Genomic DNA, 17,879 nt, shown 5'->3' with positions numbered 1-17,879 from the left:
AAAGCTTATCTGCTTTCTTTCCCCACGTGCAAAATTGCCAGGAATGCTTCCTGTGGAAGCTGAACGTTACCAACCTGTTTCATTCGTTTTTTACCTTTTTTCTGCTTTTGCAGCAGCTTTTTTTTACGGCTAACATCGCCACCATAGCACTTCGCTAGAACGTTCTTACGCAACTGCTTAACAGTAGAGCGGGCGATAATATGATTTCCAATAGACGCCTGAATAGCAATATCAAACTGCTGCCGCGGGATCAGTTCCTGCAGTTTATCGACAAAAGCACGGCTGCGATATGGTGCGTTCTCACGATGCGTAATCAATGCTAGTGCATCAACCCGCTCGTTATTAATCAACACATCAACCTTTACCATATCAGCATTCTGAAAACGGATGAATTTATAATCTAGTGAGGCATAACCGCGCGAAATAGATTGCAGCCGATCAAAGAAATCCAGCACCACTTCTGACATGGGAATGTCATAGGTTAACGCCACCTGCTGGTCATGATAAACCATATTTTTTTGAACACCGCGTTTTTCGATACACAGGCTGATAACATGACCCACATGCGCCTGTGGCAGCAGTATGTCACACTTAGCTACAGGCTCGCGTAGTGCGGTAATTTTATTCATCGGGGGCAACTTAGACGGGCTATCTACGTAAACCGTCTTGTGATCAGTAGTCAATACCTCATAAATGACTGTTGGGGCGGTAGTGATAAGATTGAGATTATATTCACGTTCTAGCCGCTCCTGAACGATCTCCATATGCAGCAGGCCAAGAAAGCCACAGCGGAACCCAAAACCTAACGCAGTAGAGCTTTCCGGCTCATAGAATAATGAGGCATCGTTCAGGCTAAGCTTGCTCAGAGCATCGCGAAATGCCTCATAATCGTCAGAGCTTACAGGGAAAAAACCAGCATATACCTGTGGCTTCACTTTTTTAAACCCCGGCAACACTTTCTCCGCCGGCTGGCGAGCTAGCGTAATAGTATCGCCTACCGGCGCGCCGTGAATATCTTTAATTGTGCAGACTAGCCAACCGACCTCAACACAGTTGAGAACTTCGCGGTCGATGCGTTTAGGGGTGAAAATACCTAGCCGGGCTACGTTATACATTTGGTTAGTGCTCATTACCTTGATTTTATCACCTTTGCGCAGCATACCATTCTTAATACGCACCAGAGATACTACGCCTAAATAGTTATCAAACCAGGAGTCGATAATCAACGCCTGCAGCGGTGCAGTCGGGTCTCCCTCAGGCGGAGGGATGTCGCGTACTAACCGTTCGAGCACATCACATATACCTACACCTGTTTTCGCGGAACAGCGCACTGCGTCGCTAGCGTCAAGGCCAATAATATCTTCGATTTCCTGTGCTACGCGATCAGGATTGGCGGCGGGCAAGTCGATTTTATTCAGCACCGGGATTACTGTTAAATTCATTGACAGTGCGGTATAGCAGTTAGCTAAGGTTTGAGCTTCTACCCCTTGTCCAGCATCTACAACCAGGAGTGCTCCTTCGCAAGCAGCTAGTGAACGAGAGACTTCATACGAAAAATCTACATGTCCTGGGGTATCGATGAAATTCAGCTGATAAATTTTTCCGTCAAGCGCTCGATAGTGCAAAGTAACGCTTTGCGCCTTGATAGTGATGCCGCGCTCACGCTCTAGATCCATAGAGTCCAGCACCTGGGACGCCATTTCACGCTCGCTCAGACCACCGCAGATCTGTATTAGGCGATCGGATAGCGTTGATTTTCCGTGGTCAATGTGGGCAATAATAGAGAAGTTACGTATGTTCTTCATTTTAAGAAAGCTTTATATTAAAATAGCTCTTTATCAGTACTGGAGTCACTCTGATGAAAACGAGGCTGCAGTCTATAAAATATACTAAATATCCTACACTGTTTCAGGAAAGTAAAAAAGAACTGTCAGGTTCTTCCCGAGATCCAGGCCTTGCATTTATATTTTTTTTATAACAGTGATTTGTTACTTACCGCTAACTCCGCACTAATTTTTTCTTGAAGAATGCTCTTAAATAAACTATTTTACTCAATTTTTTTATTAAAATCCTGCCATGAAGCTATGCTTCTGTTCAATCAAGGAGGCACGCGCCCGTCATATGATTCGTTATTTACCAGCTCCAATTACCCACCTCACCGAAGTGTAATAAGTAGCTTTCCTTGCTTTTTTCACACAGTTTTATGCTAGCAATCCACCTTAATGGTAGGTGGCAATTTTTAGTAATGATTAGCTCAACTTACTGTGTTCAATTTTGAAAATGTACCCCATATTCACACAAAATTTCACAAGCGCACAGGAACTTCCTGGTAAAAAAATAAAATAATAGATTTAAATTTAATGAGTGAGCCTAAAGAGATAAGGCTATTGTTATATGTCTACAGTCTATAACACCAGCGTACCAGCTCTCCTAAAATCCATTTCCCCGTCGTGTAGTGTCAGCGTTAGCAGCTGGGGTCTAATCAGGGTTAAAACACACTTGTTTAGGTACGCGCTCGATAGATTAGAGGCGCTCTCTGTCCTTTAACAACCTACATACTGATCTTCTTAGAATATTAATCAACAAATACCAGTAACTACCATACCAACAGAATTATGTCTCATCTACTATGTTGTTTACTAATATCTAGACGGTTATAGCATCGGCGCTAACCGCTCGAGACGTCGAGGTTATAGTTCACTGTCATCTTCATGTACATGACTGTAACATTCTTCTGTCAGCTAGCCTTATTTTTAAGGTCACCACTTGTTTAGAGAAGTTGATCTGACTTGGCAATGCTTTATGTGACGTAGCAGAGTGACGTGCCGTAATGCTATACCACTACTTTAATTCCCTTGGATCTACGCTCAATAAAAAAGCCGGTGAAAATTTTACCGGCTTTGAGCTTCACTGCTGACCACAGGTCGTGCATATTGCTTCAGAACAACTAGTGTACAGTTTTCAAGCTTCAATTGCCAGACGCATTTTCTTCATGGCGTTTTTTTCAAGCTGGCGCACACGCTCCGCGGAGACCCCGTACCGATTAGCTAACTCCTGCAGGGTGATTTTGTTGTCATCGTCTAGCCAACGCGAACGGATGATTTCCTCGCTGCGCTTATCGAGACCGTCTAACGCTAGGCTCAACTTTTCGGCAGCGTGATAGTCCCAGTTATCTTCTTCGATACTGTTGGCGAAATCAGATGCTTTATCCTGCAGGTACAGCATCGGCGGCATCGGATGTCCTTCCTGGATATTATCTTCCGGCACGGGATCGAAGGTCATATCCTGCGCAGCCATACGAGACTCCATTTCACGAACATCCTTACTAGTCACTCCCAGCTCTTTAGCTACCATATCTACTTCGTCCTGGTTGAACCATCCCAATCGCTTCTTTGTTTTACGTAGGTTGAAGAAAAGCTTACGCTGCACCTTAGTGGTCGCTACTTTAACAATACGCCAGTTGCGCAGAACGTATTCATGAATTTCTGCTTTGATCCAATGGACCGCAAACGAGACAAGCCGGACACCTACTGCTGGGTTAAACCGGCGGACGGCTTTCATCAGGCCGATATTGCCTTCCTGAATCAGATCAGCCTGAGACAGGCCGTAACCGGAATAGTTACGCGCAACATGCACAACAAATCGCAGGTGGGAAAGAATTAATTGCTTGGCAGCCTCCAAATCGCCCTTGTAATGTAATCTTTCAGCCAGACCCCTCTCTTCTTCTGCTGTTAGCATTGGATAGGCATAGACAGACCTGACATAGGCTTCTAGACTGCCCTGAGGTGCATAGGCTAAAACTTGCATATCTTTGATCATGTATAACCTCTTACTAGATACTTTGGCAACGTTCTTCAGAAGCTTCGCACTGGGACGAGACACTCCATCATTGAACAGCCGATAAGAAACTTTTTATCCTCTCACTAAGTGAAGAAATCAACAAACTTAATCTTAGTTGTATTGTATCAATAAAATGATGTTCAGATGTTAACCGGCGTAAATAAGATATCCTGTATAAGCACATATGCTTATGTGAGTTTAGTAAAAAGATAATCTCCTTCACCATTAGGTGATTAAGTTAAATCTCATGCTCAATCTCATTTAGAGATAAGTAACGGTTTGTACTAAAACTTAATCAACAGAACCGTCAAGATAACGCATTATTATACACCGCTGCGTAAATATTCTAGCGTCAATAACCTCGCCGCACACCAGCCCAGAATGAACGAAATTCGCACACACAAGATCGTTTCGTTCCAGCTAAAGCAGCAAAACTCAAACATGGTGCTAAACATCACTGCCACATGCGCTAGGACCGATGCGAGCTACTAGACTAGCTTGCCGGACAAAACTAAGGAAAGCGCTGTACCACCCAGAACAAGTAAACCCCTCCGTTTAGCAACGGATTGAGGATCAATCTATTAGTAGCGCAGATTCATTGCATAACTTTAATGGCATAACACCGACTGAAAAACACTTAACGAATATTCTTGGCGATAATCATGAATATAATACAAACTAAGCAAGGTTAATCAAATGGTAACGACTTTGGCTTTTAAAAAAGCTCCTAGCAGCCAACGTCTCATATACTCTTCTGTACTTAACCAGGTATAGAGCCACTTCTGCTCTCACTCCAGGTGAGAGGAACCTACATTGCGCTGATTTTTCTGTCTGCCTGCGCTATGTTCTCTAGCGCTCATAAGTTAATCAACTTGACTCTTTATAGACCTTTGAGAATAATCCACTCTTATTGAGCATAAATGTACAAAAACTCTTTTGTGTTATCAGCCTAGGATTATAGACCGATATCTAGGCTGTCGCGCCTACACTGTTAAAGTCCTCCAAGAAAATCAGCATGCTCTGCAATATGGCGTGATTTCGTTTTCCTCTTTGGCTAGTCCGACAGCAACATCACAGGAACCTAGGCCTCGGAAAAGGTAATGCCTATACGCTGTAGTTCCCCGACTGAGGCCTGTATCAGTACATGACGCGATGTTGCTTCTTGAAAATAAATAACATCGTGACTGCTAATTCAAATACGGCTCGTGCTCTTGGTCAATCAATCCTGCATATTACTTTTAGTAGGGCGCTTGTTCTTATGCCAGAAGCACTAGGAAGAAGCTACATATCAGCCGGACAGCAGTAAAGGCATGCCCTCTGTGTCGCTCCTGTCTTCCTACAAGACAGGATTGGCTAACTTGCTTAAAGCGCATTATGCGTGTTTAGTACTACCGAAAAAGCGCCTCAATAAAATCGCTGGCTTTAAAAGGCTGCAAATCCTCGTGCTCTCCGATACTAATATAACGAATCGGGATACCGAAACGCTCTGCCACAGAAAAAATGACTCCGCCTTTAGCAGTGCCATCTAATTTAGTAAGCGCGATGCCGGTCAGGCCCAGCGCATCATTAAATAAGTGAGTCTGGCTGATAGCATTCTGTCCAGTGCTAGCGTCAAGGATCAGCATCACTTCATGTGGCGCCTCAACATCTAGCTTTTTTATGACACGAACGATTTTCTTCAGTTCGTCCATCAGGTGTGTTTTATTTTGCAGCCGTCCTGCAGTGTCCGCTATCAGTACATCAATCTCGCGTGCTTTAGCTGACTGTAGAGCGTCAAAGATAACAGATGCAGAGTCGGCGCCGGTCTTTTTTGCCACCACCGGGATTTCGTTACGCTCTCCCCATGCCTGTAGTTGCTCTACCGCCGCAGCGCGGAATGTATCCCCCGCTGCTAGCATGACCCGTTTCCCGTCAGTCTGATATTGCCGAGCAAGTTTTCCGATGGTAGTGGTTTTCCCCACGCCGTTAACTCCGACCATTAGGATCACGAAAGGAGCTTTTCGAGTCAACTTGAGTCCCTCCTCGACATTAGCGAGAATAGCCGCCATATCTTTGCGTAATTGACTGTACAGAACTTCTGCATCCTTAAGATGACCGCGTCCGGCATGAGCAATTAAACCATCAATTATTTTTCGCGTGGTCTGGATGCCCACGTCAGCGACAAGCAATTGCTCTTCTAATGCCTCAAACAAATTATTATCAATTTTCTTTCCGAGAAATAATTTAATCAATCCAGATCCCAGAGTTTTTCTTGTCTGTGCCAGGCTGTTTTTCAGCCTGGAAAAAAATTTTCCGCGACCGACACCAGGGGGTAGACCGTCTATCACTGACCTCGATATGGCATTCTTATCTACGATAAGATCCGCTGATAACGTTAGCGCTACGCTGGCGTCATTATGATTTTCCAGTGCAGGGGCATCGGTACTCCCAAACAGTAAAGCAACGCCATCCTCTTCGCGTGGCTTTACGACAAAGTCATTTTTTATGGTGGAAGTGGTGCTGTTTAGAAGTGTTTTATAGCTAACGACGGCATCGCTGCGCCGTGATGACACCTGTGTTGTCATGAGGCGCGTATCATCATTTTTATGATGATAGTTTTTCGGATCCGATAATCCCTCTTTTTCAGCGTTATCTCCTGCATCTCGCACATTAGTTAGAGGAACTCGCATATTGTCGGTTTGCTCCTCAATGCCCGTTAAGTTAATCTCCCGTTCAGATGCTGGTTCACTGCCGACATCATCTTTCTGACGATTCCAGCCTACCCAAGAAAAGAAACTGCGTTTATTCTCTTTTTCCATTGCTGAATACTACCCCTCGACTACGCTTTGATCAAAAAAACGAGCGCGAATTAGATTGCGCCTCTAACAATACTTAAAGTTTAGCACTTTATCTGCACCATATTTTTGTTGAAAAATAAATTTCGCTATCGCCTCCAAGCGCCGATAGCGCTCTGAAACAGCTTTCTCAAACGATGGGGGGCAGATCTTGTTCTTCTATGATGCTTCTTAAAGGGAGGCTGGTCATCACGACCATGATGTATGTTCGTGCGGTCTAACTGTGTAATTTTATGTTTTTGAGAACCATCAGTTCGGTGAAAAGATAGTATATACAATCTATTGCATGCATAAATCCTATTTATGTACACATGTTTACTACATATAGGCTATTCTTTAATAGACTTCTGATGCTGTGAAAATTCGCACTGACTGCACTAAAAGTTCATCAACAACTAACTTATGAGGGATGATTTTATAATCAGCATGTAACTATTCCGTGGCGTATTTGAATACGGGAGTTTTTTGATGAGCGCGAGTCGCGAAGAACTACTATTACGCAATGAAGACACTATGCAGTATTCTTAATAAATTAATTCAATTAAGAGCTATGAGCATTGTGCTGGTTTCGTCTACGCTAAGATCATGGGCACGTAGATACAGATGGGCCCGACAAAATTGCATGCAGCTCGTACATAGTAGCCTGGTCAGCAAGTTGACCCACCGATTTGATAACCTTCCGTATTATTTTACGATCACTGAAGTTAGGCTTCTTAATTTCAGCCGCTTAGTGATGTGCCTCTCGGGGAGGTGGTCTCTAAGCTTGAGTAGTACTCTGCAGCGAGCGTAACGGCTTAATTTTTTCTCAACAGAGAATCATGCGAGTAAAATGTATCAGATTTATTGAATAAAAATATATTTTTCTCACTCTTGTCTGATTTTAATGTATTTATTATAATACATGTTCTCTATAAAAAAACCAGAATGTACCACTACTAACTTCCTGACACACCAAAGAATAAAAGCAGCATGTCTCTCTAGCAAAGTAGCTAAAGTAGTCAAAGTAGTCAAAATTTGCTGCCCAGAAAAGATACACTGAGTTTGGTCACAGCCTGTTCAGCTACTTTTTACTCCGCTTTAGACAGCATGATATTACTGCTAATAATAAAATAAGGCGCGTTGCTTTTTATTAAGCTCTAAGAGCACTGTCTGCCCTATGTCTCAACTAACCATAAATGCTCTTAAGACACAAAAACGATTTGTATCTCAACAAGTGAGAAAACAGCATCATAAATTCAACATAAAAATATTAATATGCTATCAAGCATAGATTCATTCATTGATAGAAGCAAGCTTTAATTTTTTGCTAAAAGCATTAGGAATAGGTTATCCGCATAGTCTTTAACAAAAAGCGAGTTTGTCGCATCCATCATCTTTTCTGTAGATAAGAGAAATAAAATAATCTTTGGCTTATTTTTCGCAAAACAGTCCCACTGTTTCACGAGCTCTACGCCTCCTTTTTAGATGAAAGAGCCATCCTAAACACTCATAGAAGCATCGGATTATGGCGATTACAAAACATCTTTACTACCGCGCTACTCTGTTAAGGAAGAAAAGCAAGCTATCTATGTGCCACTAGGCAAAAATGTGCAATATTTCGCTGCCTCCAGACGATGGGTAGAGTGACGCAATAAAATCTTAGCACCTAAAGATGCAATAAGTGTGGGGAGACAAGAAAGTCGATTATCTCTATCGATCACCGCCTTCACGCCGACACCATGCCTTTTTACAACACTTCTAAACTATCATTCGATCTTGTGTGCATCTAATGCAAGGTATTAATAAAAAATAAGGCATCAGAAGTTATACTAATGCTTAACTGATGCCCTCATTAGACATTCCGAACACGGTGCACATCGTATGAAGTAGACCCGATAGAAAAAACGAGCCAAACCGCTAAATGATCTTGCTAATATATATAGCATCTACCGTTCAGATCGTGTCTATAAATTTATCAGGTCTTTATTCTTATGCTCCCCACCTGAATGAAAGGCACATAGAGCATTTAATAGCAGAGTGATTAGTGTGCGGCTTCTAATCTAGACTATTTCGTGACTAGGATAGGATAATGGGGATTTAAGGGATGATTGGCTAAAGGGCTAGCAACAAAGCCAACGGCTTCATAGGCCTTGGCTAATGTTATGCTAGCCCGCGCGCGGGATTGCTCTGCGCCATTGCACAAAACTTGATTCAGATATGTCTCGTCTTCGCGTAGGAGATAATAGCGATTCTGTAACGAGATTAGCATCGCCGACACGGCATCTGCAACGGTATTTTTTAGATGGCTGTACATTTTTCCGGAAAATGCTTTCTCTAACTCCACTACCGGCGTATTAGTCACACCTGAGAGAATATCTAGTAAATTAGAAACGCCGGGTTTAGTCATAAGATCGTAACGCACTACCGGCGGCTCGTCAGAATCGGTTACCGCGCGCTTAAGCTTCTTAGCCACAGATCTAGGATCATCCAGTAAGCTGATCACGTTATTACGGTTATCATCTGTTTTTGACATCTTTTTCGTTGGATCGAGCAATGACATTACCCGTGAGCCAGATGTGGGAATACACGGCTCCGGAATGGTAAATATATTGCCATATAATGCATTGAACCTCTTGGCAAGATTTCGGCTGAGCTCTACATGCTGTTTCTGATCTGCCCCGATCGGTACCTGATTGGTTTGATAGAGTAGAATATCTGCAACCATCAGCACCGGATAATCAAATAGCCCGGCGTTAATGTTTTCGGCATAACTAACTGCTTTTTCTTTGAACTGGGTCATCCGGCTCAGTTCGCCAAAAGAGGTATAACAGTTCAAAAGCCAGCTCAGCTGGCTATGCTCTGGCACGTGCGACTGAATAAAAACCGTACTTCTAGTCGGATCGATACCGCAGGCCAAATACATCGCCAGAACGTCCAAAGTAGCCTTTCGAAGCTGATGTGCGTTCTGACGGATTGTAATAGCATGCAAGTCAACGATACAATAAATACATTCATAATCATCCTGCATCTTAACCCATTGACGCAACGCGCCCATATAGTTACCGATAGTCAGTTCTCCTGACGGCTGAGTCCCGCTAAATACAATGGGCTTGTTCATTTTAAACGTCCTAATTAACGCAAGATGCAAGTCTTAGTGCAAGCATGAGATCAGCACAAAAATTGAGTGTGTCATATAAATAACGCGGGGTGATCGCTGCATTCTTTTTACCTCCAAAGGTAATGCTAGCACTTAGGCACTTGAATGCTTCTACGTGGGGAATATCATTATCTTCATTTTATTATGAATAACAGCATAAGAGCAACTGTTCTCACATAACAGCGCCGTAGATGATGCATCCAAGATGTCTCGTGTGGCTTTGTATGCTTTGTTCTGGGTCAAGAATGATCACCGCCAATAATAAATTTGCAGGAGTACTCGAAATGCAGCAAGGCAGGTATCAGCTCCCAAAAAAAACTGATCTTATTTTTCACTTCCGCTATCCTCAGCCCCTGAAAAGCTAATGTTTACCACAACAGCCTCAGCGCTCTCTTTCAGTCGAAAAACGCGCGCTTCGCACTCTTCAGCGAAGAATGTGGTTACAAGTCGTCTTAGCTGAGCCAGCATGGAGAGAATTTCATTAAAATATAGGCGCCTTTCTGATACTACGAGTAATGCTTTCTTGGATTATCTAGGAAAATGTTTTACGCTGATAGTGTCCTATAGAAAGTGCTAGATCATCCGGTAAAGCTATTCGGTAAACTTTTAGTAAGCTCAAAAAGTAATGTAGATAATCAATTATTCTTTATGTACTACCTACTGCTCTTGCTAACTCGTAACGCATAGCACTGATGACGGCACTGTAATCTGGCTGGCTGAATATAGAGGAACCGGCTACGAACATATCAGCGCCCGCAGCGGCGATAGCGCCACAGTTCTTTACTGTGACACCGCCATCGACCTCTAGCCGGATATCCCTGCCGCTGAGATCAATGAGTCTCCGTGCCTGGCGTAGTTTATCTAGAGTTGAAGGCAAGAAACACTGACCACTGAAGCCGGGGTTTACTGACATCAGCAGGATGACATCAAGGTTATAAAGAGTATAATCCAGGTAGCTCAGTGATGTGGTGGGATTGAATACCAGCCCGGCCTTGCATCCATGTTTTTTGATGAGCTGCAGCGATCGATCGATATGCTCAGATGCTTCGGGATGAAAGGTAATATAACTAGCGCCAGCAGCCGCAAAGTCTGGAATCACCCGATCGACAGGTTTCACCATCAAATGCACATCAAGAGGGGCGGTAATACCATAGCTACGGAGCGCTTTAAGCATCATTGGCCCCATGCTGAGATTAGGAACGTAATGATTATCCATTACATCAAAATGCACGACGTCCGCTCCAGCGGATATCACCCGAGCGGTATCGTCGCCAAGGCGTGCAAAGTCTGCTGACAAGATAGAAGGCGCGATTAAAAAATTTTTCATCTATGTTTCTCTCATGAGTTAAGCCGTATTCTGCGGCAAGGCCCATGTCACTTAAAGATATAAAGCCAATAGTTCATTGACTCTTTTGCGCCCAAAGATGTTGCTGCTAATAGTCCGTCGAGCTGTAACATAGTACAGCACCGCATCGTTATACCATTGACGAGTCAGAGCGGTATCGTGATTAGAAATTAGTACCGGTATTTTACTTTCACCTGCTAATTGGCTGGCAAGGCGAGCCAGATTCTGCTGTTCAATGAGATTGAATCTATGGTTATAATACGCCGTAAAATTAGCGGTAGTAGAGAGCGGCACATAAGGTGGATCGCAATACACCACTGAACCTGGTACGGCGCGAGAGAGCGTTTTGTCATAGTGCTCACAAAAAAACACTGCCCGGCGTGCTTTCTCAGCGAACTGGTACAGTTCCCACTCCGGGAAATAAGGCTTTTTATAGCGACCAAAGGGAACGTTGAACTCACCGCTCAGGTTGTATCGGCACAGGCCGTTATAGCAATGTCGGTTGAGATAAAGAAACAGTACAGCACGTTCATGAGCGTCTGTACAAAGATTAAAGGCGCTACGTAGCGGGTAGTAAACCTCAGAGAGATTTGCGTCAGCAGCAAACAATGCGCGCGCGTCACGGATAAAGTCGTTTGGGCGCTCTTTAACTATATTGAAGATATTGATAAGATCACTGTTTATATCAGCGAGAATATAATAATCATACTCCGTATTAAGGAACACCGATCCGGCGCCGACAAAAGGTTCAATCAGGCAACCGCCTGCAGGCAGGTGACGGCGGATAGTCTCAATCAGCGGATACTTACCACCCGCCCACTTCAAAAACGCTCGATTTTTCTTCATACCTTCCTTACTTAATGCATACTCTTTAAAATCGCGCAGCTTACTTTAACTACCATAGCACTACAGTACTATGTTCAGGAACGCCTAATAATTTTTGATTTTTTTAAGATAACCCATGTTCGTTACTTAGAATTTCTTGGCATGCACATCAGCGGGCAATTTTTCTGTTGTGTTTTTAGCCTGTTCCTGCCAAGGATTAACCCCCGATTACAAAGCACCATACAATACTCGAGGCTTTCATACGCCCCTCATGGGATCATCGGCTTTTGCTGTGCATGACTACTTTTTATTATAGGCCAGAATTGAGAAGCAGTGCTGTACTGTATATAGCTAATGATTAACTATTAGCGAGTCTGTGTGGGGGGGTTATATCCTTATTGAAGCGCTACGCGCGCTGTAACGAACGATATACAAGTACTCTAGCGCTCAAGGTTGTTTTCTGCGGGCGCCTGGTCTGGCGACTCGGGAGATTACAATGTGCTTAGAGTGATAGCTCGTGACAGTAGCGTTCTACATAGCTGTGTTAGAAGATGATGTTTGCTCTTAGTCATTTAATCCATGCCAGTTATCATTTCCACCGAAGCAGGGGGAGGAGGGTCACGCGTTTCCTTCACCGATAATTTTCACGGGGGAATCGTAAACAAAATTTTTTATTTTAAAAAGTTAACTTATATTACTCTTTAATTCAATGTATTGCTGAATTTTTTGGGATGCTCCTGTTGTCTTTAAAACGAGATCGAGCACCTCCTACACTACTGTGTCTCGAAGGCGCTCGGTGGAGGCAAGACTGGTTCAAAACGGTAGGGGGGGTGAATGTTATACGATGGTCTTTATTGTGGAGTGTCGTGACTTGAATCAGCGTGAGCTATAAATGCACGCACTGATATAATGCTTTTCACTAGAAACAGTAGAAAAAATAAGGATAGAATATTGATCTCTATTCATCATTCATCACACATACTCTCTGCAGTGTGGTTCTGTCGAGACGGGAGAAATAGGCCGCTGAGGAGAGTACGTGGAGATCACCGCTATCGGAGGGTCAGTGTTTCTATTAGAATCTCACTGCTAAATATCACTCTACGACTGAGAGAAGAGGCGGTAATTTCAGGGTGAAGAAAAATTCTATTTGGCGGCTTAAAAAACTTTTTCTATAATCGTTTATATGCAGGAGCCCTGACCCAAGTGCAAACCTCACAATCCTGCATATGCCGCATAACCATATAGTCAACTACTTTGCCTTTGCAAAATTTTGCATTGCTGACACTTAATGGGTATATCAGATGCACCTGGCTACTCTACAACTGTTTTGTTTGTCTTGCACAAACAAGAAAATTTAGAAGCTATCTCTGCATGAGAAGCAGGTCATTATATAGCAAAAGCGCTTTGCGTACAACTTCTATCATCATAGTACTGTGGTCATCCTATGGCCTTACCTCGGAGCTAGTAGCTATAAACTATTCTGTTGTTTTGAGAAGCCGTTCATAGGTCTAGATGCAATTCATGAAAGCGAGGGATGCGCCTTTGGTCGAGTAGCTTTTCCGATGCTACTATATACGCTATTCGTGCATGATGTCAGCAAACGAGCAATATCGTCCCCTTGGGTCGGGAACTCACAGGCTGATATAGAGTGTTATGCTGCTCTTTTTTCACGTAACACCGTATTAAGAATGATAGTCGTACTTAATCTTTTCCAAGGAAAGTCAAGGAGATCACTTTATCCGAAAGGAGATGTACGTAGGCTTCTACTTGCTGCTTTAAGAGCGACACTGATAGAAAATTTGATTATCTGATTATTACCGAGATGAGCATTGATCCGGTTTTACTCCCTGCCGATTAGTTAGCTTGAGAAAATGGCGTGATCTGAGTCTAAATAAAAAGTATAAAGTTGATAGCTATCAGTGGCCAGATCGGCAAAAGCATTGCTGATGCTGCGATACTGATCGGGTATGATATTATGCTCTCTAAGATGGTTTTTGTAACTAGCGAAATAATCGTTGCTCTAGCAGTGTGAGCAATTTGCTCTCCTCGCAGACAGATAATACCACTAAATTGATCTTGACCGCCTGCCTAGTAGAACAGCAATACTGCTCTGGGGCTGCTCAGATTAAGGACTAATAGTGATTAGTCGCCAGCATGGCGTTATTGTCCCTCTTTAGCAATGCGACTAATGCTTACTTTTGTAATCAAAAAACAGACATGGTAAGTTGGCAACTGCTTTTTTCTAAAATAACAACATTTAGTTCCAGGATATTATCAATAATCTTTTCGGAAGCTCGTTACGCCAGATTATCTACTTTCTATTATATTGATAATTTGGTTAGCAACAACTTTAGGGCTTTGTTCGTCGGTGCGGATTGTGATGTCCGCTATTTCTTCATAAAGCGGTTTACCTTCGCGAGCCAACACTACTAAAATGTCACGAGGGGGCTCTGCTGCTTGCAAGAGCGGGCGTTTCTTATCACGCTGCGTACGGGCTAGCTGTTTTTCAATGGTAGTTTCAAGATACACAACCACTCCTCGAGCGGAAAGGCGATTGCGTGTGTCGCGCGATTTAACGGAGCCACCGCCTGTAGCTAGCACAATACCCTGCTTTTCAGTCAGTTCGTTGATAATTTTTTCTTCTCGATCGCGGAAACCCTCTTCACCTTCTACGTCAAATACCCAACCTACGTCAGCTCCAGTTCGTCGCTCAATTTCTTGATCAGAATCGAAAAACTCCATATTCAGTTGTTGAGCTAACTGACGCCCGATGGTGCTTTTTCCAGCACCCATAGGCCCAACTAGAAAGATATTGCGTTTCTCTGCCATGTTTTTCGGTATTAGTAAGATTAATTGTTAATGAAAACCCGCCCCGCTAATAAAATTAGCGACGGGATCTAAACTGAAACCTCATGAGCGTTAGTGATAGAATCAGGCAAAATTATCCCAGCACTCTGGGTAGTTTGGCAACTAATTAAATTGATGCCTACACCAAAAGCAAGATGCCCGGCATAACATTTAACGAGAGACCATCGATGCTTCATATAGGTTACCCTTTTTAAGTGAAATCCCCAACAGCGTCATATTGATAACAGAACAGTATGCGTTGCTGCTAGATAGCTGGATTCGGACATTTAAAACGACGGTAGTTGGTCGTGAGTCCGATATACTGATTATACTATACGATTGTAAGAATACACTATGGTAAAACTGCTGTTATCGTCCTTACTTATCATAAGACCGCGATGTATTACGATAATATATCATTATATATCATATGCTTAAAAATAAAATCCTCGCCTTTGCTTAAAAGCGTCCCATCTCCTTTTATACTGCTACATATCTTTACAAGATATGTAGAAAAATATTATTGATATGGCAGTAAATACCTCTGTATGCAAAGATGTTATGGAGGCATTGAACATTAGCACAAATTTTGTTATGACGTCTTTTGTATTTTACATGCATAACGAGGCAAGATTCTGTAGCAGCAGTAACGCCTGACGCTGGAATCGTTATCTTTTTATAAATCATACAAAAATGATCGCATCTATAGCAAAAGATAACTTGTATAACACGTTATTGACAAAGCTTTCATGCTCTCAATTCCATAAGACGATTATTATCTAACGTGTACTATTATAAAGTAAAAGATAAAATAATGGGCGCTCCTGAAAGCAGGAGTCTTTTCACTTCAAATTTCCAGAAAAACGACATCATGCGATGTTTTTTCAAAAAAAATATATTCTCTGATTATTATATGCTCCTGCTCATCTTTTAAGATGAGCCATGCAAGATCCTTTGATAATGATTAGTATTTTTTAGTACATTCAAGATAGTTTTTCCATAAAAAATACAGAACCTATTAATCAGTCTCTTTTTGCCTTCTAGTAATCACATCATCAGTGTTAATAAGTAAAAAAATACCCAGAAGATAACGTAAAACAACCTGAAAATATGCGCTATATTTTTCATAGTCAACAAGACTGTTCTTGAATTTCTTACTCTCATGAAATGAACAAGAGCACACATGCTTCAAAAGAGAAGATAGGAACATAAATAAATCTTCACCGGGCACTGCAGATACCATCTGCTTATTAGCAGATATAGTGCATTATCTTTTAGGTGCTTAATAATAAGCTAGAAGCTATTCCACACATCATAAATTATTCACGAAACCGAAGCCTCAATTCATCTCGAAAACCACCTCAATAGTGAGAAAGTGTTGACTGATAAACCCTATGTTTTTCAGTAAAAAACCGCTGCACTTGATATGTTCATGAGCAATCACTGGTTTCTATGCCTACTTAAGCCTCATAATATCCTAACCTTGAACGAAATTGAGATTACGGTCATATAGAGGCATACATCAGCATTAATAGTCTCAAGATGACGGGGATTTTATCGGCATCTAAGATAATGTCCCGATCAGCAGGCGTCTTGATGAACTTAAAGTTCAGCTACTCTCTGACGAATCGCATTATCTTTATTTCAGTAAATAATCTCCATAGAAAAGCAAACGTTTAACATTACTTATCGACTGATTTATAACACGGCCTTAAAACTTAAAAAGCCTGCTAGTGGGATGCTTAAAGTCTTGTTTTTTGTAATACGTACGGCAAGATAATCAATCTCAGCATACATATGTTAATACTTCAAGAAAGTGCTCATTGCGCGCATGATTATATCAGCCTGAGTGTTTTGATAAAAACCATAGGGCAAGCAGAAAGAAATGCTCAAAAGCACAAAGAGCAGGGCATTGGCACCAGTGGTATGATTCCTCATCTTATCTATCTCTATCAAATATCCGACTGCCATCTTTTAGCAGTCATTACAATACATTTTACTATGATGCCCCGTTAAAGAAAAAAATACACCAACACTGTCAATTCCTATAGAATTACAATATTAACTGTTTAATACTATATTTATAAAAATCCTAATTAAATATCTACATTTGCGCAGACCTCATGCGATCTAGCAAAAGACGGAAGGTCTTCATACTTCGCTAAATAGCTGAAATGGTTATATTTTAATGTAAATTAATCCTAGGTAATTATCTAATCCCACATGAAGATGATTCAAGTGATTGAAGTGAGTAGTAAGAATTATTAATACGCTTATGCAGATTACGCCGTAAGAAACAATATACTGCATCCAGATCAGGTAAAAATAGCTTTGATTTGAGGAGAACCTCAAAACCCTACTACTTTCTTCCATGACACCACGTATCTCATAATCGCTGTCAGGTGACACTGCGCAGATTTTCCTGCATCAAACACTTCAAAGCAAAAAGCATTAATGACTCAATCGAGACACTTCCCTGGATATTAAAGTGTTTATCTAAATAGAATCTATTTTCTCACAACCGTTAAGAACACAACAGTCTTGACATCTTTTCCGCAAGCCTATAAGTGTAAAAATGATTCCAAGCATCTCTATCAAACCCTTACCGAAAAGCCAGATGCCTTCGTCATCGTCAGAAACGTGTCGAGAGAATCCATGTGAGCAGAAAATGGACCGAGATCATCGTTTACAGGCAAAGCGCTCTCTTGACGCGCAGTAATATCTAAATCATCTATTTATAACCTTATAGACCCACAAGCATTGGAGGTTTATGTTCTCACTAGGCGAGGCTCCGAAAATACATGACATCATTTAGATGCTAAAAAATATTTAGCAAATTAATTGCGCAAAAAGAACTAGCGTTTCTAAATTTCTTTAATCATGGTCTCATTTTGCTACATATATTTCAAAAAATGTTTTTACAGCACCGCACTTGCTTAAATCTAGCAACTGATTTGCTTACAATCATTTCTTCATGTATCGCAGCTCTATGACAGAATGAATAGATGATTCAGCTATTTCTCCATAGGCAAAGAAATTGCATCTAATGTAA

At 41.9% G+C, this 17,879-nt stretch carries 7 protein-coding genes; all 7 read right to left on the bottom strand.

What is annotated here, in order from left to right; all coding sequences use genetic code 11:
• Nucleotides 1–5 precede the first annotated feature (5 nt).
• Nucleotides 6–1,805, bottom strand: a complete 1,800-nt coding sequence (gene lepA, locus A359_RS03300) for a translation elongation factor 4 (RefSeq protein ID WP_014888440.1) — start codon at nucleotides 1,803–1,805, stop codon at nucleotides 6–8.
• 1,156 nt (nucleotides 1,806–2,961) lie between these two features.
• Nucleotides 2,962–3,819, bottom strand: a complete 858-nt coding sequence (gene rpoH / locus A359_RS03295) for an RNA polymerase sigma factor RpoH (protein WP_014888439.1) — start codon at nucleotides 3,817–3,819, stop codon at nucleotides 2,962–2,964.
• Nucleotides 3,820–5,228: 1,409 nt separating this feature from the next.
• Entirely contained in the window at nucleotides 5,229–6,638 is a 1,410-nt protein-coding gene (gene ftsY / locus A359_RS03290; protein ID WP_014888438.1) for a signal recognition particle-docking protein FtsY, read from the bottom strand.
• Between the two features lie 2,080 nt (nucleotides 6,639–8,718).
• Nucleotides 8,719–9,771, bottom strand: a complete 1,053-nt coding sequence (gene trpS, locus A359_RS03285; protein WP_014888437.1) for a tryptophan--tRNA ligase — start codon at nucleotides 9,769–9,771, stop codon at nucleotides 8,719–8,721.
• 685 nt (nucleotides 9,772–10,456) lie between these two features.
• Nucleotides 10,457–11,137 (bottom strand): ribulose-phosphate 3-epimerase, encoded by a 681-nt coding sequence (rpe, locus tag A359_RS03280; protein ID WP_014888436.1) that lies wholly within the window; start codon nucleotides 11,135–11,137, stop codon nucleotides 10,457–10,459.
• A 51-nt stretch (nucleotides 11,138–11,188) separates the two neighbouring features.
• Nucleotides 11,189–12,001 (bottom strand): adenine-specific DNA-methyltransferase, encoded by an 813-nt coding sequence (dam, locus tag A359_RS03275; protein ID WP_014888435.1) that lies wholly within the window; start codon nucleotides 11,999–12,001, stop codon nucleotides 11,189–11,191.
• Between the two features lie 2,286 nt (nucleotides 12,002–14,287).
• On the bottom strand, nucleotides 14,288–14,809 hold the full coding sequence (aroK, locus tag A359_RS03265) for a shikimate kinase AroK (RefSeq protein ID WP_014888434.1): 522 nt from the start codon (nucleotides 14,807–14,809) through the stop codon (nucleotides 14,288–14,290).
• Between the last annotated feature and the right edge of the window lie 3,070 nt (nucleotides 14,810–17,879).

Origin of the sequence: secondary endosymbiont of Ctenarytaina eucalypti (assembly GCF_000287335.1) — a bacterium.
Taxonomy (GTDB): domain Bacteria; phylum Pseudomonadota; class Gammaproteobacteria; order Enterobacterales; family Enterobacteriaceae.
Note: the sequence above shows the minus strand (reverse complement) of the source record. Positions and strands in the feature narration are given on the sequence as shown.